Origin of the sequence: Peribacillus simplex, assembly GCF_001542915.1 — a bacterium.
Taxonomy (GTDB): Bacteria; Bacillota; Bacilli; order Bacillales; family DSM-1321; genus Peribacillus; species Peribacillus simplex_B.
The window spans coordinates 38388-60227 of sequence record NZ_LNNH01000039.1 but is presented as its reverse complement, the minus strand read 5'-3'; the positions used below and the strand labels follow the sequence as shown (position 1 = coordinate 60227).

At 42.0% G+C, this 21840-nt stretch carries 25 protein-coding genes; 21 read left to right on the top strand and 4 right to left on the bottom strand.

What is annotated here, in order from left to right:
* Positions 1-218 precede the first annotated feature (218 nt).
* From fdhF to modB, 6 genes are all read left to right on the top strand, one after another.
* Positions 219-3173 carry a formate dehydrogenase subunit alpha gene (fdhF, locus tag AS888_RS18345; RefSeq protein ID WP_061143591.1) on the top strand — a complete coding sequence of 985 codons (2955 nt, stop codon included), beginning with the start codon at positions 219-221 and terminating at the stop codon, positions 3171-3173.
* A 16-nt stretch (positions 3174-3189) separates the two neighbouring features.
* The gene (locus tag AS888_RS18340) at positions 3190-3669 is read left to right on the top strand and encodes a helical membrane plugin domain-containing protein (RefSeq protein WP_061143590.1); all 480 of its coding nucleotides are present in this window, start codon (positions 3190-3192) and stop codon (positions 3667-3669) included.
* Positions 3670-3976: 307 nt separating this feature from the next.
* Entirely contained in the window at positions 3977-4450 is a 474-nt protein-coding gene (locus tag AS888_RS18335; RefSeq protein ID WP_311316489.1) for a phosphate-starvation-inducible protein PsiE, read from the top strand.
* A 1-nt stretch (position 4451) separates the two neighbouring features.
* Positions 4452-4793: a Na-translocating system protein MpsC family protein gene (locus tag AS888_RS18330; RefSeq protein ID WP_061143588.1), complete on the top strand. Its 342-nt coding sequence runs from the start codon at positions 4452-4454 to the stop codon at positions 4791-4793.
* A gap of 114 nt (positions 4794-4907) precedes the next feature.
* The gene (locus AS888_RS18325) at positions 4908-5291 is read left to right on the top strand and encodes a hypothetical protein (RefSeq protein ID WP_061143634.1); all 384 of its coding nucleotides are present in this window, start codon (positions 4908-4910) and stop codon (positions 5289-5291) included.
* A gap of 57 nt (positions 5292-5348) precedes the next feature.
* The gene (modB, locus tag AS888_RS18320; protein ID WP_061143587.1) at positions 5349-6005 is read left to right on the top strand and encodes a molybdate ABC transporter permease subunit; all 657 of its coding nucleotides are present in this window, start codon (positions 5349-5351) and stop codon (positions 6003-6005) included.
* A gap of 314 nt (positions 6006-6319) precedes the next feature.
* On the opposite strand, the gene AS888_RS18315 is transcribed toward modB, so the two are convergent.
* Positions 6320-6538, bottom strand: a complete 219-nt coding sequence (locus AS888_RS18315) for a hypothetical protein (RefSeq protein ID WP_061143586.1) — start codon at positions 6536-6538, stop codon at positions 6320-6322.
* 136 nt (positions 6539-6674) lie between these two features.
* Here AS888_RS18315 and AS888_RS18310 point away from each other — a divergent pair, with 136 nt between their 5' ends.
* From AS888_RS18310 to AS888_RS18250, 14 genes are all read left to right on the top strand, one after another.
* A complete protein-coding gene (locus AS888_RS18310; protein WP_260320295.1) occupies positions 6675-7007 on the top strand; it encodes a helical membrane plugin domain-containing protein in 333 nt (110 codons plus the stop codon).
* Positions 7008-7023: 16 nt separating this feature from the next.
* On the top strand, positions 7024-7236 hold the full coding sequence (locus tag AS888_RS18305; RefSeq protein ID WP_155645546.1) for a heavy-metal-associated domain-containing protein: 213 nt from the start codon (positions 7024-7026) through the stop codon (positions 7234-7236).
* A gap of 39 nt (positions 7237-7275) precedes the next feature.
* Entirely contained in the window at positions 7276-7419 is a 144-nt protein-coding gene (locus tag AS888_RS26185; RefSeq protein WP_185113127.1) for a hypothetical protein, read from the top strand.
* A 405-nt stretch (positions 7420-7824) separates the two neighbouring features.
* Positions 7825-8727, top strand: coding sequence for a LysR family transcriptional regulator (locus tag AS888_RS18300; RefSeq protein WP_061143632.1), 903 nt, complete (start codon positions 7825-7827; stop codon positions 8725-8727).
* A 141-nt stretch (positions 8728-8868) separates the two neighbouring features.
* Complete coding sequence (locus AS888_RS18295) at positions 8869-9891, top strand: LLM class flavin-dependent oxidoreductase (protein ID WP_061143584.1); 1023 nt, start codon at positions 8869-8871, stop codon at positions 9889-9891.
* 53 nt (positions 9892-9944) lie between these two features.
* On the top strand, positions 9945-11279 hold the full coding sequence (locus AS888_RS18290) for an LLM class flavin-dependent oxidoreductase (RefSeq protein WP_061143583.1): 1335 nt from the start codon (positions 9945-9947) through the stop codon (positions 11277-11279).
* A 17-nt stretch (positions 11280-11296) separates the two neighbouring features.
* Complete coding sequence (locus AS888_RS18285; RefSeq protein WP_061143582.1) at positions 11297-11575, top strand: glutaredoxin family protein; 279 nt, start codon at positions 11297-11299, stop codon at positions 11573-11575.
* Positions 11576-11692: 117 nt separating this feature from the next.
* A complete protein-coding gene (locus AS888_RS18280; protein ID WP_061143581.1) occupies positions 11693-12226 on the top strand; it encodes a GNAT family N-acetyltransferase in 534 nt (177 codons plus the stop codon).
* Between the two features lie 20 nt (positions 12227-12246).
* Entirely contained in the window at positions 12247-13071 is an 825-nt protein-coding gene (locus AS888_RS18275; RefSeq protein WP_061143580.1) for a transporter substrate-binding domain-containing protein, read from the top strand.
* A 32-nt stretch (positions 13072-13103) separates the two neighbouring features.
* Complete coding sequence (locus tag AS888_RS18270; protein WP_061143579.1) at positions 13104-13811, top strand: amino acid ABC transporter permease; 708 nt, start codon at positions 13104-13106, stop codon at positions 13809-13811.
* A gap of 20 nt (positions 13812-13831) precedes the next feature.
* On the top strand, positions 13832-14542 hold the full coding sequence (locus AS888_RS18265; protein ID WP_061143578.1) for an amino acid ABC transporter permease: 711 nt from the start codon (positions 13832-13834) through the stop codon (positions 14540-14542).
* On the top strand, positions 14539-15309 hold the full coding sequence (locus AS888_RS18260; RefSeq protein WP_061143577.1) for an amino acid ABC transporter ATP-binding protein: 771 nt from the start codon (positions 14539-14541) through the stop codon (positions 15307-15309). Before AS888_RS18265 ends, AS888_RS18260 begins: the two co-directional genes overlap by 4 nt.
* A gap of 19 nt (positions 15310-15328) precedes the next feature.
* Positions 15329-15838, top strand: a complete 510-nt coding sequence (locus AS888_RS18255) for a GNAT family N-acetyltransferase (protein ID WP_061143576.1) — start codon at positions 15329-15331, stop codon at positions 15836-15838.
* Between the two features lie 18 nt (positions 15839-15856).
* A complete protein-coding gene (locus tag AS888_RS18250) occupies positions 15857-16999 on the top strand; it encodes an amidohydrolase (protein WP_061143575.1) in 1143 nt (380 codons plus the stop codon).
* 188 nt (positions 17000-17187) lie between these two features.
* Here the strand turns inward: AS888_RS18250 and AS888_RS18245 are convergent, their stop codons facing one another.
* Positions 17188-17973, bottom strand: a complete 786-nt coding sequence (locus tag AS888_RS18245) for a glucose-1-dehydrogenase (RefSeq protein WP_061143574.1) — start codon at positions 17971-17973, stop codon at positions 17188-17190.
* 18 nt (positions 17974-17991) lie between these two features.
* A complete protein-coding gene (locus AS888_RS18240; protein WP_061143573.1) occupies positions 17992-18843 on the bottom strand; it encodes a GRP family sugar transporter in 852 nt (283 codons plus the stop codon).
* Positions 18844-19070: 227 nt separating this feature from the next.
* Between AS888_RS18240 and AS888_RS18235 the strand changes: the two genes are divergently transcribed.
* Positions 19071-19634, top strand: a complete 564-nt coding sequence (locus tag AS888_RS18235; RefSeq protein WP_061143572.1) for a thioredoxin family protein — start codon at positions 19071-19073, stop codon at positions 19632-19634.
* Between the two features lie 310 nt (positions 19635-19944).
* Here AS888_RS18235 and glpT read toward each other — a convergent pair whose 3' ends face one another.
* A complete protein-coding gene (glpT, locus tag AS888_RS18230) occupies positions 19945-21306 on the bottom strand; it encodes a glycerol-3-phosphate transporter (RefSeq protein WP_061143571.1) in 1362 nt (453 codons plus the stop codon).
* Positions 21307-21840: the final 534 nt, after the last annotated feature.

Sequence of the window (21840 nt, the reverse complement as noted above, 5' to 3'; positions counted from 1 at the left end):
ATAATGAAATATGAAGAAACGTATAAGGAAATCATTGATATGAGGTACGACAACTTGCCGTCATATCCTGTTTTTCTTTTAATATTGTGGTGAGATGGATTACAAGTAGATAAAACTGCTTAGTTATTAGCCCGCCATAAAATAGAATGTGCATGACTCGTGCACACTCTATTTTATGGCGGGCTTTTTTTGATTTTTTTAGAATAGGAGATTTTAAAATGGCAGAAACAGTCCGAGTGAAAATTAATGGACAGCAACATGAAGTGAAACAGGGGACTCGAATTCTAGATTATCTTTTGGAGATGGAAATAGAGCATCCACATATTTGTTATTCAGAAGTATTAGGGCCCATTCAAACGTGTGATACGTGTATGTGCGAAATTGACGGGAAAATCATGAGAGCCTGTTCCACGGAAATCGAGGCTGGGATGAATATATTAACTTCTTCAGAATTGGCCAAGGCTTCACAAATGGAAGCAATGGATCGCATTTTGGAGAACCATTTACTTTATTGTACGGTTTGTGATAACAACAACGGAAATTGCCGTGTTCATAACACAGCCGAATTATTGGAAATTGAACATCAAACCCGCCCATATCGGGAAAAAGGATATGAGGCGGATATGTCACATCCATTTTACCGATACGATCCGGATCAATGTATTCTTTGTGGTCGTTGCGTGGAAGTTTGCCAAGACCTGCAGGTCAATGAAACCCTATCCATTGACTGGGAACGTGAGATTCCACGTGTCGTGTGGGATGACGGCAAATCGATCAATGAATCTTCTTGTGTATCTTGCGGACAGTGCGCCACCGTTTGTCCGTGTAACGCATTGATGGAAAAATCGATGTTGGGCGAAGCTGGGCTCATGACAGCCATTCCAAAAGATTTATTAGACCCTATGGTTGACTTAATTAAAGAGGTCGAACCGGATTATAAAACCATTTTTGCCCTATCGGAAGTGGAAGCGGCCATGCGTGATACACGTACAAAAAAAACAAAAACGGTTTGTACCTTTTGTGGCGTAGGATGTTCATTCGAGGTTTGGACAAAAGGACGGGAAATCTTAAAAGTGGAACCAACTGAAAATAGTCCTGTCAACAGCGTTTCAAGCTGTGTGAAAGGGAAATTCGGATGGGACTTCGTAAACAGTGAACAACGGCTTACAACGCCTTTGATCCGAAAAGGCGATGCATTTGTCCCTGCTACATGGGATGAAGCCTTAACATTGATTGCGGGAAAAATGGGTGCATTTAAACAAACCTACGGAGGGCATGCGCTTGGCTTTGTAAGCTCCTCTAAAACAACAAATGAAGACGCCTATCTTATGCAAAAGCTAGCCCGTCAAGTATTTGAATCAAACAACATTGACAACTGTTCAAGATACTGTCAGTCTCCTGCCACGGATGGATTGCTTTCGACAGTAGGATATGGAGGCGATTCCGGTACGATCAAAGATATCGCTAGTGCAGGCCTTGTCATCATCATTGGTGCCAACCCGACTGAAGGTCATCCGGTGTTGGCTACTCGGGTAAAACGTGCCAAGAAATTACACGGACAAAAATTAATCGTTTCGGACCTTCGAAAACACGAAATGGCCGAGCGCTCCGATTTGTTTCTGCATCCAAAACAAGGAACGGATTATGTATGGATAACGGCCATTGCTAAGTACATCATCGATCAAGGCTGGCATGATGAAGCATTCATTGAAAAACATGTAAATCAATATAGTGAGTATGCTGGGCTTTTAGAAACATACACACTTGAATATGCAGAAGAAATAACAGGCCTTCCAAAAGAACAGCTTATTGAAACAGCCAAAATGATTCATAAAGCGGATGGAACGTGTATTTTATGGGGAATGGGCGTCACACAAAACGTTTCGGGATCTCATACATCAGCAGCCATCGCTAACCTTTTATTGGTAACAGGGAACTTTGGCCGCCATGGTGCAGGGGCCTATCCTCTTCGTGGCCATAATAATGTGCAAGGTTCATGTGACATGGGTACCCTGCCACAGTGGCTTCCAGGAAATCAACGTCTATCGGATGACATGGCGCGAGAAAAGTTTGAACAATCATATGGAGTGAGTATTTCTGATAAGCCAGGGCTAACAAACATTGAAATGTTAGAAGCAGTGGAGAATGGTGAATTAAAAGCGATGTATCTAATGGGAGAGGATATGGCCTGGGTGGATTCAAATTCCAATCATGTACATGAAACGCTTGGCAAGTTGGAATTCTTTGTCGTCCAAGATATCTTCTTAACGAAAACGGCTCAATTTGCAGATGTCGTTTTACCGGCAGCTCCTTCGTTGGAGAAAGATGGTACATTCACGAATACGGAGAGACGCATTCAACGTCTGTACCGTGTGCTTGATCCATTAGGCGACTCCAAACCGGATTGGTGGATCATTCAGCAAGTGGCAAAATATATGGGTGCCAATTGGAACTATGATCATCCAAGCGAAATCATGGATGAGATTGCCAGCCTGTCGCCGCTATTTGAAGGGGTATCGTATGAACGGCTTGAAGGATGGAAAAGTTTAATGTGGCCCGTGAAAAAAGATGGTACGGATGAGCCTCTTCTTTATACGGACCATTATAACTTCCCGGATGGAAGAGCTCGTTTTTCTCTTGTCGAATATGTGCCGCCTATTGAATTTGCACAGGAATTTGATCTTACGTTGAATAACGGGAGACTTTTGGAACATTTCCATGAAGGAAATATGACTAACAAATCCAAGGGGCTTCAGTATAAATTGCCTGAAGTATTCGTAGAGGTTTCACCGGAACTTTCCAAAGAACGCGGTATTAAGGACGGTTCTTTAGTACGTCTTGTGTCACCATATGGTGCCATCAAACTTCGGGCAGTGGTGACGGATCGAGTGCAAGGAAAAGAGCTATATGTACCGATGCATTCAGTAAGCCATGAAAATGCGATTAATCTATTAACTGGAAGCATTGGCGATGTTCGAACACAAACACCAGCGTATAAACAGACAAAAGTGAAAATGGAATTAATTAATGTCAAGGGCAGCAAACCGCTTCCTTTATACAACCCTCGGTATGCTAAGCGAAATCCACAGCTCGGTGTGCAGGTTGAACGTAAATGGGATCGTGAAGATTATGAGCCGATTGCAGACCTGAATATAACAGCAGATAGAAAGTGATAGGGGGTAACATGTAATGGCAAAACCAATTACGAAAATAGAAGAACCAGTGTTTACTGAAAAAGAAAAGCAAAGCCAAGAGCTTGATAACGTTTTGCAGGATATATCGCGAAATTCCGATGGGATTAAAGAAACCATCAAACTGCTCCAGGAACTCCATGATAGTGGAATTCTTGGGGCAATCAATAATTTGGTTGAGGCAAAAGAAGATGTAGCTAAAATTGCAGTAGGGCAAATGTTGCGTCCGCCTGTAACTAATGCGCTCAATAATGCGATGGCTGCCGCTGGAGTATTGACAGAATTGGACCCTGAGACAACACAAAAATTAGTGGGGGGCTTATCAAAAGGGCTTCAAAGAGCAGAGGAAGGATTCCGGGCAAACAAAAAAGTCGGTGTTTTTGATTTAGTGAAGCTGCTAAGAGACCCCGATGTGAATCGAGTTATGAGGTTTACTATTGATTTAGTGAAGGGGCTGGGTGAAGGCCTGAAAAAATAACTAAATGAGTGCAAAGGGCTTGTTCAATTTCTCTTTTGCCTTATTAGGAAGGTCCGCATTCCTGCCGGTAAATAGTATGATTTCTGGGGACGAAGTACAGAATGAATGTACAATGGTCGATCCTTATTCCTCGTCGGGCATCCCTAACTTTTCGATAGCTAAAAACGTTCTGTATCAGAAAAAAAAATGAAACTGCTCTAGTACATGCCCATGGACTTTTTATTTTGGAACTCTTTGGGTATGTTCTTTATTTCATATGATCCATGAAAGGACAGTAGGCAGGACAACATTAGAAAAATGAAAGTGAATGAAAGGAAAAAATCATGTAGGAGTGGTATTACGAAGATGGGGGATACAGATGGTTGAATCAGCTGGAAAATCGTTGATCAAACTTTATCAAATAGTATTGAATATCGCATTAATTATTCTTAGTCTTATCCTTACTTATTTTCTTTTTAGAGAACTATATTACATTTTAAGTGATATCTTGCTGGAGAATGGTGATGTTCATGGAACGTTCAGTAAGATTTTGGTTTTTTTCTTGTATTTTGGATTCATTTCAATGATTTTAACGTATTTTAAAGAAAGTCACCATTTCCCGCTAAGATACCTTTTATATATCGGAATTACAGCGACGATCCGGTTCATTATAGTGAATAATGGGAATTCATTTCAAAATTTATGGCTGTCCCTCGTAATTCTCATGCTCACAATCAGCTATATACTATTACCTTCACCAGAAGGACAAAAAATTAAAAGATTCAGAAGGGAGATATCGTGATATGGAACATCAATTTAATATGTTAATTCGTGAGATACGTAAAGAATATGTAGGAAATGGACCAAAAGAGATTCATACACGTTTTGTAGACAATTGGGCAATTAGTGAGATGAAAGGCAATTTGACGAATGTAGAGAATTTTATGATCAGCTCAAGAGATGGACAAAGGATGGTCCATGAAGCAAGAACAAAATTAGTAAAGCAAATTTATAAAAATCCCACGGTCCTGAAAAAAATCGAGGATTTGGTGAATGCAAAAATTGTGAGCATCTTTACAGATATTGATTTGGACATAGATACAGCGATGACGATTTATGTATTTGATAAGCCTGTTCAAGGTTAACTAAAAAAATTCCCATCAAAAATATCTCTTTTGTGCGTAAGGGATATTTTGAGTTGTCCAGATATAGTTTTTGAGAAGGAAATGATTCAACTACCGAATGAAGGCGGAGAGGCAATGGATATAAAAAAAATGATAGAGATGACGGAGAAAACCGAAATCGGGATTGAGTCACTTGTTTCGAAAGTGAATAACGACTTTATAAAACTTTATAAAGAAAAAAACATTGAAAGTTACATTGATACTCTAAACGACATGTTAGAGTTAGCGGTTCAGCTGGAATTTGATTTTGTTTTGAAATATTTTGGTGCAGTTCCTATCGCCGCTGCCCATGAAAGATTTCAATTTCAAGAAATATTTAAGTGTTTAGGCACGAGAAAAAGTAATAAAGATTGGTATTTACATTTATTTGCATTGTTTTTAGGGATACCTTCCGTTTTTCGGTTGGATAGCAAGGAAATTGAGAGGAGTTTCTTTGAAACCAAAAAATCAACTTCTTAAGAGGTACTAGGTATTAGAGTACGAAAATCATTATTACTAGTCAAAGTAGGAGGATACATGTTCCAAGCGTTTCTAACACCCGTACTGTTGTCAATTAAAATCACGATGATATCTGGTGCAGCTGTAATTATTTTAGGTACTTTAGCGGGGAGACTGCTGTCACTTAATAATTTTAAAGGAAAAGTTATAGTAGAGACGATCTTAATGCTTCCATTGGTCCTACCTCCCTCGGTTGTGGGATTCTTAATGCTGATTGCGTTGGGAAAGAAGAGTGTGGTGGGGGAAGCACTGGAATTGGTTTTTAGGCAATCGATTCTATTTACATGGTGGGGCGCTGTTCTCGCATCCATCGTTGTGGCATTTCCCTTAATGTACCAGTCAGCAAAGATTGGATTTCAGGGAATAGATCATGAAATTGAAGCTGCTGCAAGAGTATTTGGAGCAAATGAATGGCAAGTTTTTTTCCTGATTTCACTTCCCTTGGCTTCTAGAGCGATCATTTCCGGAAGTGTTTTAAGCATGGCCAGAGCACTGGGCGAATTCGGTGCTACCTTGATGGTCGCCGGGAACATACCGGGAAAGACGCAAACGGTACCGACAGCCATATATGTGGCCATTGACACTGGAAATATGACGCTAGCTTGGCTATGGGTTCTTTTAATGGTAGTCCTATCGTTTATCATGTTATTTCTAGTACAAATCAAACAGAAGTGAAATAGGATTTCCTCTATTTATTAATGAGGCGAAGTTCTGAAGTGAAAGACCAGTAGTGCGGATCTAACCTGGCTCTTTTCCGCATGGCAAAGTTGAAATGCCTGTTCCATCCAGTGACGTAAGGTCATTATCGAAACATCGTGCACCAGGTTAAGGATCGCTCCATGAATGATGGGCAATGCTGCCAGGATAACCTATTTGGAGAGTTTTTCCCTTCACTCGCTGCAATCTGTTTTTGTATGGAGTGCAGCCCTCTACCAATATCCCAAAAGGATCCATCCCCTGTTCTTTACTTCCCTTGAAATCCACTCCGCTCAAGGTAATGAATATATTTCGTAATTTGGCGGATCGTTCAATTTAGACTTTTGCAACCGTCCTTCATTAATTAATTCCTGTAACATGTTTTCGATGACATCAGGCTTTACACCAAATAGATCAGCAATCTTTACGGTAGAGAGGGCTGTGTATTTTGGTTTTTTAGCTGAAGAAATAATCATATTATGTACCCGCTGAAATAAAATTTCTTTTTCCACTATTCAAACCCTTCGTTCGTCATAATTACAAAACATAATCCCTTCTAAGATTACCCCTTTTATCGTTTTCTTATGCCCTTATCATGATACAGTAACCCACACACCTAACTATAAGGAAATGGGTGTTTTGAATACCGTGAACGGGCTGCTGGAAAAACGTGTTGATGTAGGGGTGATTGCCGTTCAACAGCTCAATCAGCCTAATATGCATAATACAATCAAGAATGGGATGAATGCTTTTAACTTTCTTGGCCAATTGAATCCTGAGCAGTTACAAACGGTACTGAATGGAGTGAGTCACGGCTTGGAAAAATTGGCAGAGAATATAGATAAAGATGAAAAAGTGAGCTTATGGCAACTAGGAAATAGTATTAGAAATCCGGAAATAAGAACCTCCCTGTCGACGATGTTAGGCTTTTTGGAAGGAATGGGGGAGGCATTCCAAGGAGATAAGCGAGAGTTACACTAAAAAGGAGCATGGTAAAGTGGAAAATGGATTTCTTAAAGTGGAAGATATGAGAGATGAGAATGATGTTAATAAAGTTCTTCATGCACTGAATGAAGTCTGGGGTGTAAGGGATGTTGAAGTAAGCTTGGCAAACAAGCTGGCTACATTTAGTTATGATGAGAAAGCAGCCTCTCCAATTGATTTTCTTCAGGCTGTGAAAGATACGGGATTCGACATGAAAGAAGAGTAGCCATCTTCATCGAATCTGGTTATAAAGGAGAGATGGACAATGAAAGTATGTGAAGTATGCGGTGCAAAAGAGGAATTAGATCAAGACGGTAATGGTCAAGAACAAATGAGGATCCTTCATTTATGTGAAACCTGCAGAACCGAGCGCAGGTTCGCATCCCGATCCTTTATTGAGCAAACATAATCAAAATCTGATACCTTGTTCTCGATTCAGGGGACAAAGCGAAAATAGAGTTGAATAACGCATTGATGAATGAGATCGAGACTGAATGGCGGATAAGAATTTTGGATGAAGCTGAAATGGATTTAATAGATGGGAAAGAGCAGAAATGTTAATTTAACAGCATTTCTGCTCTTTCCATTTTATGTTGTTTTAATGAAAACCTCATCTGTCAGCGGTGGCGGACCGAATATCCTCTTACCTTCATAGGAAATTTTCATATTAATTCATACTTTACTTATTTGATTTATAAGATTAAAATCGGATAAACAAGATTATAAGATGGGCTGATTGGACAACCGAAAGCTCCTGAGCGCGATAAGCGAGCAGGGGCTATTTGTGTTCATTTTAAAAAAAGGAGCCGAAGGCATGAATATTGATCATATTGAAGCTTTTATGTATGTCGTTCACTTTAATAGCTTTCATAAAGCCGCAGAGGCGATGTTTTTATCACAACCAACCGTATCGGCAAGAATTAAGACGCTTGAAGGGGAACTCGATACAGAACTATTCGAAAGGCAAGGGAGGGGAATCATTTTAACCGAAAAAGGGAAAGCCTTCATTCCATTTGCGGAGCAAATCATCCGCACCTTCCAACAAGGGAAAAAGCAGCTGAAGGCAGGAAGTGATTTGGAGGAAATAACGATTGGGGCCAATATCATTACATCGCAATACTTTATTCCGTTCGCGCTTCCTCTTTGGAAAGAGAAAAACCCAGATTTACGCTTTAAATTCATATCAGCAACAAATGAGGAATTAATGGATAAATTGCTTCGGAAACAGGTTGATATAGCCTTCATGAAAGATGTTGCACATAGTGGGCTGCAAAATCATAAGACGCTTGATAATTCGATTCGATTAGTCGTATATCCGGGACATCCTTTTCAAGTTCAAACCGAGCTTTCTGTGCAGACATTAGCAATGGAGCCGCTCGTGTTTTTTGAGTGTGGTGCGTTTGACTGGAATCAGGTTCATAAAATATTTGAAGTCTCTAACGTGGAGCCGCGGTTTGAATTTCAGGTTAATCACCTCGAAGTGGCGAAATCATTGATTGTTAGCGGAAGCTGTATCGGGTTTTTGCCGTATTTATGCATTAAAAAGGAGTTGGAAGAGGGTACGTTGGTTGAAGTGGATGTATCCCATTTAATCAAGATCAAGCAGCACATCTATCTTACTCACTTAAATCAGGGGTTGGAGGCTCCTTTATTATGGAATGACATCCTTTTTTCCATACAGGAATTTGAACAAAACCATCATCCTTCACCGTTATAATCGAATCGATAGATATTTTCTATCGATGCCATATTTTTTTCTATTGGTAAAACCATTGCCATCCGCATGTTCTGGTGATAGGATATACAAAATCAATTAATCGTATAAATTAACTCGGAATTAAAGCGGAGGAGAGAAAATATGAGTTATACGCTTGGCATTTTAGATCAGAGTCCGATATTTCCCGGTTCTACAGCAGTTGATGCATTACAGCAAACCATCAACCTGGCTAAGCATGCAGAAGAGTGGGGGTATAACCGTTTCTGGGTTTCGGAACATCATCATGCCGAAACCTTGGCGGGATCCTCACCGGAGGTATTGATATCGCATCTTTTAGCCCAAACCCATTCGATTCGAGTAGGGTCGGGAGGTGTCATGCTTCAGCATTATAGTCCGTATAAAGTGGCGGAAAACTTTCATGTGCTATCAAATCTTTCACCTGGCAGAGTGGACCTTGGCATCGGAAAGGCACCCGGGGGACTCCCATTATCCACGAAGGCGCTGCAGCATGGTACCGTGAATGATGGAAAAGATTTTGAAGAGAGGTTATCTTTCTTGCAAGAAATAATTGAAAATTCGATCAATGATACCCACCCTCTTGCAGGCGTTCAAGCGACCCCGCTTCCGTCCATAAAACCTGAAATGTTCCTGCTTGGTGCCAGTGCTGACAGTGCGAGGCTAGCCGCCAACCTTGGTATCGCCTATGTATTTGCCCGATTTATCAATAGCAATGAGACTGTACTCGATGATGCTGCACGCATTTACCGGAGCATCTTTCCGACTGGGAGCTTTAAGGTATCGGTTGCCGTGATTGCCGCTCCTTCACAGCAAGAAGCAACCCAATTAATCGGTGATCAAAAGATAGTGAAAGTCCATCTCAGAAGCGGTCGTTCAGTGACGGTCCAAACACTCGAGCAAGCGGAAATATTCGGGAAGCAGGCTGGGGAATCATACGAAATTGAAGAACAGGAATCCACTATCATTGCCGGGACTCCCACATACGTAAAAGAACAGTTAACAAATTTACATGAAAAGTACGGGGCAGATGAGTTCATCTTGCATACGCCGGTTTTAAAAGAAGCAGAAAGATTACGATCTTTCCAATTATTGAGTCCGCTCCAATTAGCCTTACCTGAAGGGAAACACGTAACGAGCCCAAGTTGATTTCTTCACTCACAGGGATGTAAAAGCAAAAAAGAATAAAAGGGGGAGTATGGATGTCTGAGCGGAGAAAGTTGAAATTAGGAGCGCTTATTCATGGAGTTGGAGGAAGCATATCTGGTTGGAGGCATCCTGACATTCAAGCAGATGCCAGTGTCAGTATCGAATTTTATACGGAGCAGGCTCGGAAGGCCGAAGAGGGAAAGTTTGATTTATTATTCATCGCTGACGGTTTATATATCAACGAGAAATCGATTCCCCATTTCTTGAATCGATTTGAGCCACTTACTCTTTTGTCCGCACTTTCAGCTGTGACGACAAGGATAGGGCTTGTCGGTACTGTTTCAACTTCGTATAGTGAGCCATTTACTGTAGCAAGGCAATTCGCTTCACTTGATCATATCAGTCATGGACGAGGGGGATGGAACCTTGTTACTACGCCTCTTGAGAGTACAGCCTTGAACTATAGCAAAACCATTGAAGAACATCCCGATCATGCCAAACGGTACCGGATTGCTTCAGAATATATCCAGGTCACTAAAGGCTTATGGGATTCATGGGAGGATGATGCGTTTATCCGGGATAAAAAGTCGGGTAAGTTTTTTGAGCCTTCAAAAATGCACCAATTAAATCATAAAGGAGAATTCTTCTCTGTACAGGGACCGCTTAACATTGCTCGATCCAAACAGGGGCGTCCGGTCATTTTCCAAGCTGGATCATCCGAAGACGGCAAAAATCTTGCTGCCAAAGATGCGGATGCAATCTTTACGGGTCATCCAACTTTGGAAGAGGCGCAGAAGTTTTATCAAGATGTTAAAAAAAGGGCCATTGCATTCGGGAGAAACCCTGATGATATCGTCATCCTTCCGGGTATCGCCCCGATCATCGGTGCAACTGATGAAGCGGCAGAGAACAAATATCAAGAACTTGCTAATCTTGTTTCCGTCGATAAGGCGCTCGATTACTTGGGACGGTACTTTGATCATCATGATTTTACGCAATATGATGTGGATGCCCCTTTCCCGGATCTCGGGGACATCGGAAAAAACAGTTTCCGAAGTACGACCGATCGAATTAAGCAGGAGGCCAAGGAGAAACATTTGACGCTCCGACAAGTGGCCCTTAATGAAGCTACACCCCGTACTCCCTTTATTGGAACTCCAGAGAAAGTGGCGGATTTGATCCAGCAATGGTTCGAAGAGAAGGGTGCGGACGGATTCATCTTTGCTTCAAGTGTCCCGAACGCTTTGAATGACTTTGTTCTCCATGTGGTTCCCATCCTTCAACAAAGGGGGATATATCGTACTGAATATGAAGCAGATACATTAAGGGGCAACCTGGGGCTTCCGTTCCCGGAAAATCGTTATGCGAAAGAAAAAATCAATCAATAATCAAGGAGGAATATGAAATGGGAGAACAGCTATCTGTCGTCGTTTGGTCAAAACAAGGCTGCCACTATTGCGAGGATGTTAAACAATACTTAAAGGAAAAGGACATTGCGTATCAAACGGTGGATGTTACCAACCAGGATGAACGGCGCGATATTTTAGAAATCAAATATGGCGTCCGGTATGTGCCCATTATTGAAATCGGGCGGGGGAACGTCTATGAGGCCGTTACAGAAGTCGGCATCCCCCATCTTGAAAAAGCACTTGACCGGTACCATCACAAAAATCCAGCATTTTAACCTAGATTCCTGAATCAGCAGCAGATAGAAAGGTCTTGAACAGGTGAATGAATAAATCGCGATATAATTCCGACTATTCTTGTTTGGATAATAAACTATGGAGATGGGGGATGAATCATGTCACAGCTAATCCGTCTTGCTACTGTTACGGATGCCTCTGAAGTGCTGGGGGTCACGCTTAGGGCGTATGAACCGATTAGGGATTTGAATATTAAATTTTTGGCTGCGACGGCTGATCTGCAGTTAGTGACGAATAATATTCGGCGGAATCTCACTTACGTATTAGAACGGGATGGCCAAATTGTTTCGACCGTGACCGTTCGCCATCCATGGAATGATCCTGAGCACTTCAGTCCCTACCCCTTCATTTGGTGGTTTGCGGTAGATCCCTTGTATAAGCAAAAAGGCATCGGGGCGGCTTTGTTAACTTGGGTGGAAGAAAATATGCTTCGGGATCTGGTGAAAGCGCCGGCTGTCTATTTGGCGACAGCCGATCGCCACCCTTGGCTTGTATCCATTTATGAAAGAAGAGGCTATGAGATTTTTGCCGAACGAGTTCACGATGGCGAAAAGATTGTCTACCTTCGTAAAATTCTTGATGAAACGCTGTACCGCATCATTGAAAATAAAGAACCATTGGTTAGTCATTAAAAATGTCGGGGGAAATTGAGATGAAAAAAATATTATTTTTGGTGATGGCACTGCTGCTGACTGTTTTAGGAGCTTGCTCTTCGAAAGAAACAACGAGTACAGCAAAATCAAATGCAGGTGATACAGAAAATAAAAAAGTTCAGAAAATCATTGTAGGAACAGGCACGCAATTCCCGAATATTTGCTTTTTGGATAAGAACGGGAAGCTGACAGGATATGATGTCGAGTTGGTCCGCCAAATCGATGAAAAGCTCCCTGAATATGAATTTGAATTTAAAACGATGGATTTTTCTAATCTTTTATTAAGTTTAGAGACGAATAAAATCGATTTCGTTGCTCATCAAATGGAAGTGAATGATGAACGAAAAGAGAAATTCCTCTTTAATAAGGAGCCATATAATGTCTTTCCCTTACAGGTTACCGTTCATAAGGACAACAATGATATTCATTCCATTAAAGATCTAAAAGGGAAAAAAGCGATAGTGAGTGCAACGAGCAATTCAGCCGTATTTCTTGAAAAGTACAATAAAGAAAATAATGCCGGCATTGACATCATTTATTCAGGCCAAGGTGCCGATGATACGAAGAATCAAATCAAAACGGGCCGGGCCGATGCCACCATCACGACACCATTTGCAGTCGACTTCTTGAATGAACAAGCAGATGCACAGCAAAAGGTCGTAGGTGAACCTCTCCTTAATTCAAAGGTATACTTTTTGCTAAGAAAGGATGAAACGCCTTTACAGAAGAGAATTGATGAAGCACTTGTGGAGCTGAAAAAGGAAGGGGCAGTGAGCGAACTTAGTAAAAAGTGGCTGGGTGCTGATTATTCAGTCGGATTTTAATTAGATTGTCGTAAGCGCGGAGGTGCTAAAGCATGGGGAAATCATTCGATCTTTCTTTAATAGTCGATTTCGTACCGACTTTAATCCATTATCTAGGGGTTACGTTACAGATCCTGGCAGCCTCGGTTTCATTAGGGATGATCCTTGGGATAGCGGCTGCCATCCTGAGGGTATTCCGTATCCCGGTCTTGAATCAATTTGTCATATTGTATATTTCCTTCATTCGGGGAACTCCTATTTTAATCCAATTATTTCTAGTGTTTTATGGGCTTCCTGCCATCCTTTTATTCGTTAACATCGATATTTCAAGAATGGAGGCTCTGTATTTTGTCATTATTACGTATGCACTAAGTAATGGGGCGCATTTTGCGGAGATTTTTCGAGGGGCGATAAAGGCTGTCGATCATGGGCAAACGGAAGCAGCCTATTCAGTGGGGATGAATAATAGCCAAAGTTTTTTTCGGATCGTGCTTCCACAGGCAATACGGATCGCTTTTCCCAATATCGCTAACGCCATCATCGGATCATTGAAGGATACCTCTCTTGCCTTTACCATCGGTGTGATGGATATGATGGGGAGAGGGGAGACATTGATTGCTGCAACGGCACACGGTCTCGAAGTCTACCTCTCCTTATCCATCATCTATTATGCAGTCGTGCTACTGTTCGAGAAAATATTTAGATTGTATGAAAAACGCATCAACCGGCATCAGGCAGTCCATGTGTCTGCTGCTGGATAACAAAAGGAGGAGGGAAGGTTTTGACGATTGATATTCTATTTATCTGGACTGCTTTCAAGGAGATTTTGAAGGCACTTCCCACTACGCTTTTCTTGACGATTATTCCTCTTTTTGCAGGTTTTCTAATCGGTCTCGCCGTTGCCTTGATCAGGATTTATAAAGTGAAATATTTAGCTGGAGTGGCGAATGGATATGTTTCTTTCTTTAGAGGAACGCCGATCATCATGCACATCATGCTCATTTATTTCGGTTTTCCGCTATTGATCGATCTAATTTCCGCGAAATTCGATTGGGGCATTCAATCTAATTCCATCCCAATCAGTTTATTCGTCCTGACCGCCCTATCGTTGAGTGCGGGTGCTTATTTATCGGAAATATTCAGGTCCGGAATCATCAGTGTCTCCACTGGACAAATGGAGGCAGCTTATTCCATAGGCATGAATACCTTTCAAGCGATGACACGCATCGTTTTGCCTCAGGCAATGGCCCAATCCATTCCGAATTTCACGAATATTTTCATTGGATTCCTGCATACGTCATCGATCGCTTTCATTGTCTCCCAAAAGGAAATGACAGGTGCAGCCAATATAGTTGCATCCACCAATCTGAAATTTTTGGAGTCTTTCATCGCCGCTGGTTTGATTTACTGGGGTCTCACAATCATTGCGGAGGGACTTTCGTTTTTCATCGAGAAAAAAGCCACTGCCTATAATCGAGGAGGAGTACAATGATTTATTTAAAAGATATAAAAAAATCATTTAACCGGCAGCCCGTCTTAAAAGGAATCAATTTGAAGGTAGGCAAGGGTGAAGTAGTGACCATCCTTGGACCTAGCGGATCTGGAAAAACGACCTTGCTTAGGTGCTTGAACTTTCTGGATAAACCAGATGAGGGCATTGTTCAAGTGGGAAATATACAGGTGAAGTCCACGAAGGCGACCAAAAGGGAAATCTTGTCCCTGAGGAGACAATCGGCGATGGTTTTTCAGCATTATAATTTATTTGCTCATAAAACCGTTTTGGAAAACGTGATGGAAGGATTAATTGTTACAAAAAAATATAAGAAGGCGGATGCGAAACGAGAAAGCGAGCTTTTATTGGAGAAAGTAGGGTTGGGAGATAAGCATAACGATTTCCCTTCGCAATTGTCAGGCGGCCAACAGCAACGTGTGGGCATTGCCAGGGCCCTTGCTTTAAATCCGGAAGTCATCCTATTTGATGAGCCAACATCGGCACTTGACCCTGAACTCGTCGGAGAGGTTCTATCGGTGATAAAAACCATTGCCCAGGAAGGCATCACGATGGTGATTGTAACCCATGAAATGAGTTTTGCCAAAGAGGTATCCGATCGAGTTCTCTTCATGGACGGCGGGATCATCGTGGAAGAAGGCTCTCCGCTTGAAATTTTCAATGCTCCCAAAGAAGAACGAACACGACAATTTTTAAACAGGATATCAAGGGATATTCCTATACCGTATTTAGAAGAAAAAGCTAATTGAAGGAAGGGGCCAAGGGGAGATGACTAATCCAATTGTAGTCAATGAATTAATTGAAGAAGACAAAGAGAAGGTCCGCCGCTTATTGGTTGAAAGTTATCAGCAGTATGAATTTGAATATTCGAACCCGGAGGCTTGGGATGGATATTTGAAGAATATTCAATCCTCCGTGGATAATCCACTTGTTGATAAGGTATTGGTTGCAAAGTGCCAACAGGATATCCTTGGTACATTACAGCTTTTTCAATCATCTGAAAAGGCATATGAAAAGCCTGAACTTGGAATTTCTTCACCAATCATTCGGTTGCTGGCCGTTCATCCCCAATCAAGAGGGCGCGGTATCGCACAGGAATTATTAAAAGCTAGTGTACAGTATGCAAAATCGCAAGGGGCGTCCAGTTTGTACCTGCATTCTACCGACAAGATGCATAAAGCCATTAAATTATATGAATGGTTTGGCTTTAAACGGGATGAAACGAAGGAATTCCAAAATCATGATATTTTAGTGAAATGCTATCGCTTGGATTTATAAAAGGAAGGAGGCGTCTGTATGGGGCGAGAGTTGGAAAGCCGTTTAATAGCGATACGGCGTCATTTACATCAACATCCCGAGTTATCGAATGAAGAATTCGAAACGACAAAGTCGATTCGAAAGTGGCTTGGGGAAGAGGCTATAGAAATCCGGCAGACAGGATTGAAAACAGGTGTTTTCGCAGATATAAAGGGTGGGAAACCCGGACCGACGATAGCGATAAGGGCGGATATCGATGCGCTCCCGATCGAGGAGCAAACCGGTCTTCCATTTGCTTCAAAAGTAAAAGGAGTGATGCATGCCTGCGGGCACGACTTCCATACCGCAGCTGTCATTGGCGCTGCTTACCTGTTGAAAGAATATCAACCGGAGCTGAGCGGAACCGTGCGCTTGCTTTTTCAACCAGCAGAAGAGTTGGGCGGCGGTGCTGCTTACGTGATAAAAGACGGCCAAATCGACAATGTCGCGGCCATAATCGGACTGCATAATAAACCGGATTTACCTGTCGGGACCATAGGGATAAAAGAAGGAGCGCTAATGGCGGCAGTGGACCGTTTTCAAATTGTGCTTCAAGGCAAGGGCAGTCATGCGGCGATCCCTCAAAGTGGAAATGATCCGATAGCAGCGGGAGCCCAGCTTATTACCGCCCTGCAAACTATCGTCAGCAGAAATGTATCTCCGCTGGAAAGTGCGGTGGTGAGCGTGACGAGGATAACAGGTGGAAGCACATGGAATGTAATTCCGGGTGAGGTCACACTTGAAGGAACGATCCGGACTTTTGAGTCGGCAATACGGGAGGAAGTAAAGCAGAAATTTCATTCGATCGTAAATAATATCGCGGCCGCTTTTTCACAGGAGGCTGTGATTGACTGGTTTCCAGGGCCACCTGCGCTTCATAACCATCCAGCTATTACAGAGATGGCACGCAGTTCCGCTTTGGGGCAATCATTAGGTGTAATCGATCCAGAACCTTCAATGGCTGGGGAGGATTTCGCTTACTATCTTCAACATATTCCCGGTACTTTTGCCTTTTTTGGTACGAACGGAAACGAAGACTGGCATCACCCAGCCTTTACGGTTGATGAAAAAGCGATAATGAAAGCCGCCTATTTTTTATCTGAAAGTGCCAAGGATTTATTGTGTAAACATGGAGAGTGGTGAAGGCAGGATTTGCCGAGCACATTTGGGGAAAGGCTTTGTATGTTGGATTGAAGATTCTATAAGGTGAGGGCAAAGAAATGAGAGACAAGGAGGACCCCTGTCTCTGACATTCTTTCTTCTTATTGGCATACATAACTTTTACTAGAATGAGAAGGGACATTTCAGCAGCTGCATCATTTTTAAAACGATTACCCTTTTCCTGCTTGGAATCCGGGATATTTGGTCATTCCGCCATCAGCGTATAAGGTCATGCCCGTTACGTAGCTTGATTCAGCTGAGGCTAGCCAAGCAGCACAAGCGGCAATCTGTTCCGGTTTTCCGATATATCCCATTGGAATTAAGTCGATGACCTCTTGTTTAGCTTTTGGATCATTGAACTTCTCGGCATTGATGGGTGTATCGATGGCGCCAGGGGATATGTTATTGATGCGAATCCCTTTAGGGGCGTATTCAAGTGCAAGGGTTTCCGTCATCATCTTCACTCCGCCTTTACTTGCTGCATAGTGGACAAAATGAGGCCAAGGGATCCGATCATGAACGGAGGACATGTTAATGATATTCCCTTTAATGTCATGATCCAGCATATAGCTGATCGCTTCCCTGCTTGCCAGGAACATCCCGGTTAGATTTACATCAATGACCTTTTGCCAATCTTCAAGTGTCAATTTTTCACTTGGCACTTCATTTTCAATACCGGCATTGTTGATCATGATGTCGATTGTCCCGAACGTATCGACCGCAAATGAAAGCAGTTCCTTAACATCCGCTTCCTTCGAAACGTCGCCTTGGATCGCTGCCGCTTTGCCGCCCGCTGCTTCGATCGTTTGGATGATATCCTTATGATCGTCATTTTCAGTGTGATAGTTCAAGACTACATGTGCCTTTTCCTTACCGAACCTCTCGGCCATGGCTTTTCCTAGCCCTTTTGCCGCCCCGGTGATGACGACGACTTTTTTCTCTAAATCTTTATACATGATAAATCACTCCTTGAATCATTCTTTTGTAAAGCCGATCATGACGCCGCCAGCAATGACGAGTACACATCCAATGATGACGAAGGTCATTTGCTTTTTCGATTTTTTCTCTCCTAAGAGAAAGATGCCGCCTAAAGTGGAAATGACGATTCCCATTTGGGAAAAGGAGAAGGCAATGGCGACACCAACCTTTGGATTAGCCAGCAGAAGGCCGATGTTACCGACTGCCCACATCAGTCCTGTCAGGATATTTCTTCCGGCATATTTATTGAACGGTTTATGCTTGAGGGAAAGCAGCAGGGCAGCTAGGAACATGCCGATTGCTTGCGGCAGGATCGCAGACCATCCGTCCACTTCATTCCACCTGACCACAATGACATATGTAACATAACCAGCCGTTGAAATGGCAAGATAAAATAGCCCTTTTTTCATGCTTCCTTGTTTTTTTTCAGCACCGTCACCATAACTTGTCAGCAAGACACCGGTAATCAAGCAGATGATGGCAATGATGCCGATGATGATTGTAAGTTTGTCATTCCATTCCCTGAAAATGATCACGGCGAAAAATGTATTTCCTAAAATTTGCAGCCCCGTCGAAATGGGAACGGTTTTAGAAACCCCAATTTCTTTGACACTATTAAACTGAAATAACTGACCGAACGCCCACCCTATTCCGGATATGATGCCGACGATCCACACCAGACTGCTCCATTCCGGGGGATTGATGAAGGACATCACGATGGCGAACAGTAATGAACCGACTGTAATGCCGAGTGTTTGATTATAAGAACTGCCTCCAAGTTTTTCGGAAACAAGCACCAAACTGCCCCATGTCAAAGCGGGGAGAAGTGCCAAGAGAATACCTTCCACGAATTTCAACTCCTAAATTGGAAAACCCTTTTTTAAATGAATAGTAAATACTTAGATAGCAAGCTATTGATTTATATTACGTTCCCTTTACACGGGAAAGAAAACATGGTATTCATTTACCAATTTGAAATCATCCCTCTTTCACTTGGATAGGTTATCAAGGTGTAAACAATGAAATTGTGCGTGATTTATGGTACTTTTAACTTAAAAAAGATAGGAGCAATAAGATGACGACATTGAATGAATGGTTTGAGAAGGGAATCCCAGCAGAAGAATTTGTATCTTCCATGAAGGTCCATAAAGAAAGCTTGCAGTCGATCCTTGAGAACTTTGCCATTTCTGCGGAAGATCAGGATCTTTTTGATGAATGGAAAGCGAAAGATCTTCGGGCCATTGTCCTTACTGAAGACTGGTGCGGAGACGCGATGATGAATATACCGATCCTGTTGAATATTGCTGAAGCTGCAAATATCGAAACGCGCATGGTTCTACGAGATGAAAATCTTGAACTGATGGATCAATACTTAACGAATGGCACAGCGCGTTCCATTCCCATCTTTATATTCATCGATAAGCATGGCGAGGAAAGAGCTGTATGGGGACCTCGTGCACCTAAAGTGCAGGACTATGTCATGGAGCTGCGTTCCGTATTGCCAGCCAAGGATGATGAACGATTTGAGGTCGAGCAAAAAGAAGTCTTTAAAAAGATCACGAAGGCGTTTTCCGAGGATAGGAACCTTTGGTTTGAAGTTTACGGCAGCATCAAGGAGACATTGGGGAAAATTGATTGAATTCTCGCAGTAACGGGAATTTCAGGCTGTAGGCAAACTCGATAGTCATTGAGGATGTCTACTGCTTTTTGCGAAATTCAACCGTTAAATTCCCCTCCACTAGCCTTAAAACTTTAACAAACTTCCATTTTTACGCAAGGCATCATCCCTGCTTTAAACGTAATGAAAAATCAAAAAAGGCTTCGGAATGAAATCATTCCGAAGCCTTTTTGTCTGGCTTGCGCCGGTGCTTCCAATGACGTTCTTACTGTCATCCCATCATGGTAACGGGGATGGATAGGGCTATCGTACCTGACAGCATAGCCTTACCTTACCCTTTTACTACTTCCTGTCCGCGAACATTCCATGTAATCGCAAATACGACTACTGCAAGAACACAAGAAATTGTGATTAATGTAAAGCCTGCGTTCCAACCTGCAAAGTCCACTACATATCCCATCATGGCATTCGCTGCCACAGACCCACCTAAATATCCAAACAAGCCAGTCAATCCTGCGGCTGTACCGGCAGCTTTTTTAGGAACTAGATCAAGTGCTTGTAGACCTATTAACATGACCGGTCCATAAATTAAGAAGCCAATCGCAATCAAGGAAATGATATCGACCATTGGGTTTCCTGCGGGATTAAACCAGTAAACCAGGACAGCGATTAATACTCCCAGCATAAAGACAACCCCCGCCGGTCCACGACGACCTTTAAAAACCTTATCCGATATATATCCGCATAATAAAGTTCCGGGGATGCCAGCCCATTCGTACAAGAAATAAGCCATACTCGATTTATCCATATTAAAGCCTTTTTCTTCGCTCAAATAGGTCGGTGCCCAATCAAGTACACCATAACGGACGAAATATACAAAGATATTTGCAATGGCGATTGCCCAGACCCATTTGTTATTCAATACATATTTGAATAGAATCTCTTTTGTTGTCAATTCCGTTTCAAACAACTTTTTCGTTTTATTAGGATAATCATTGCGATATTCTTCAATAGGTGGTAAACCAACTGATTGGGGTGTATCACGTATTAAGAGAAATGAAATGAATGCAATTACAATAGCTACTAATGCAGGGAGTATAAAAATTCCTTCATAGCCAGCATAGGAAGAGCCCATTGATGTAGCAAAGATGGAGACACCTGCAATGGCCAATGGTGCCATTAAGCCGCCGCCCACGTTATGGGCAACATTCCATATTGCTGTTTTTCCCCCTCTTTCACTTACACTATACCAGTGAACAAGTACTCGGCCAGATGGGGGCCATCCCATTCCTTGAAACCATCCATTAATGAATAACATGATGAACATGATTGCAACCGATGATGTAAAGAAAGGGACGAATCCCATAAGGAGACTTACGATTCCGGCTAGAATCAAGCCTGCTGGCAAGAAATACCTTGCATTACTTCGATCTGAGACGGTTCCCATTACAAACTTACTTATCCCGTATGAAATGGAAATGGCAGACAACGCTAGTCCCAGCTGTCCAGTTGTAAATCCTTCTTCCTTTAAATAGGGCATGGCCATGGAAAAGTTTTTCCGAATTAAATAATACGCTGCATAACCAATGAAGATCCCGATGAAAACTTGTAACCTGAGTTTTTTATATTCAGAGTCAATTTTTTCCTCAGGTAATCTTTGAACTGGTGGGGCAGGCTTAAACATTTTGAACATTTCAATCCTCCTTAATGAATTTAAGTTATGAACGTGGTTAAGAAACGGCGATAAAACAAAAAAACCCATACCAAAATAGCGTACCTTCATATTGACAGGTCCTATTAAAGCATGGGTCTCCAGATCTCCACCATCATTAACTTGTACAGAAAATAATACCTGCATATAAAAGTGTTGTCAACGTTTACATACGTCCGGGGTGGGGGATGTCAGGCAGTTGAGTCATTTAACATAGGTAACGCTATAAAATCCATGATGGGAATCAATCAGGTATTCTTGCGACTTCAAAAGATTTTTATGCTTTCTTTATTGCAAAAATATTAAATTCGTATTTTTTTGTCCGCACAATATGGACAACGATAAAATTATCTATTATTATGATGGGTATAACCACTAATACAAAAGGATTCATGTTGAACCTATCTGTATTTTTGGGAAGGACACATGTATTTTCTTAAAAATAGTAAAATTCTATATTCTTAAAGGTTTGTTTTTAGAATAGGAGTAAATCATAAAAAAATCCGCATTTGTTCC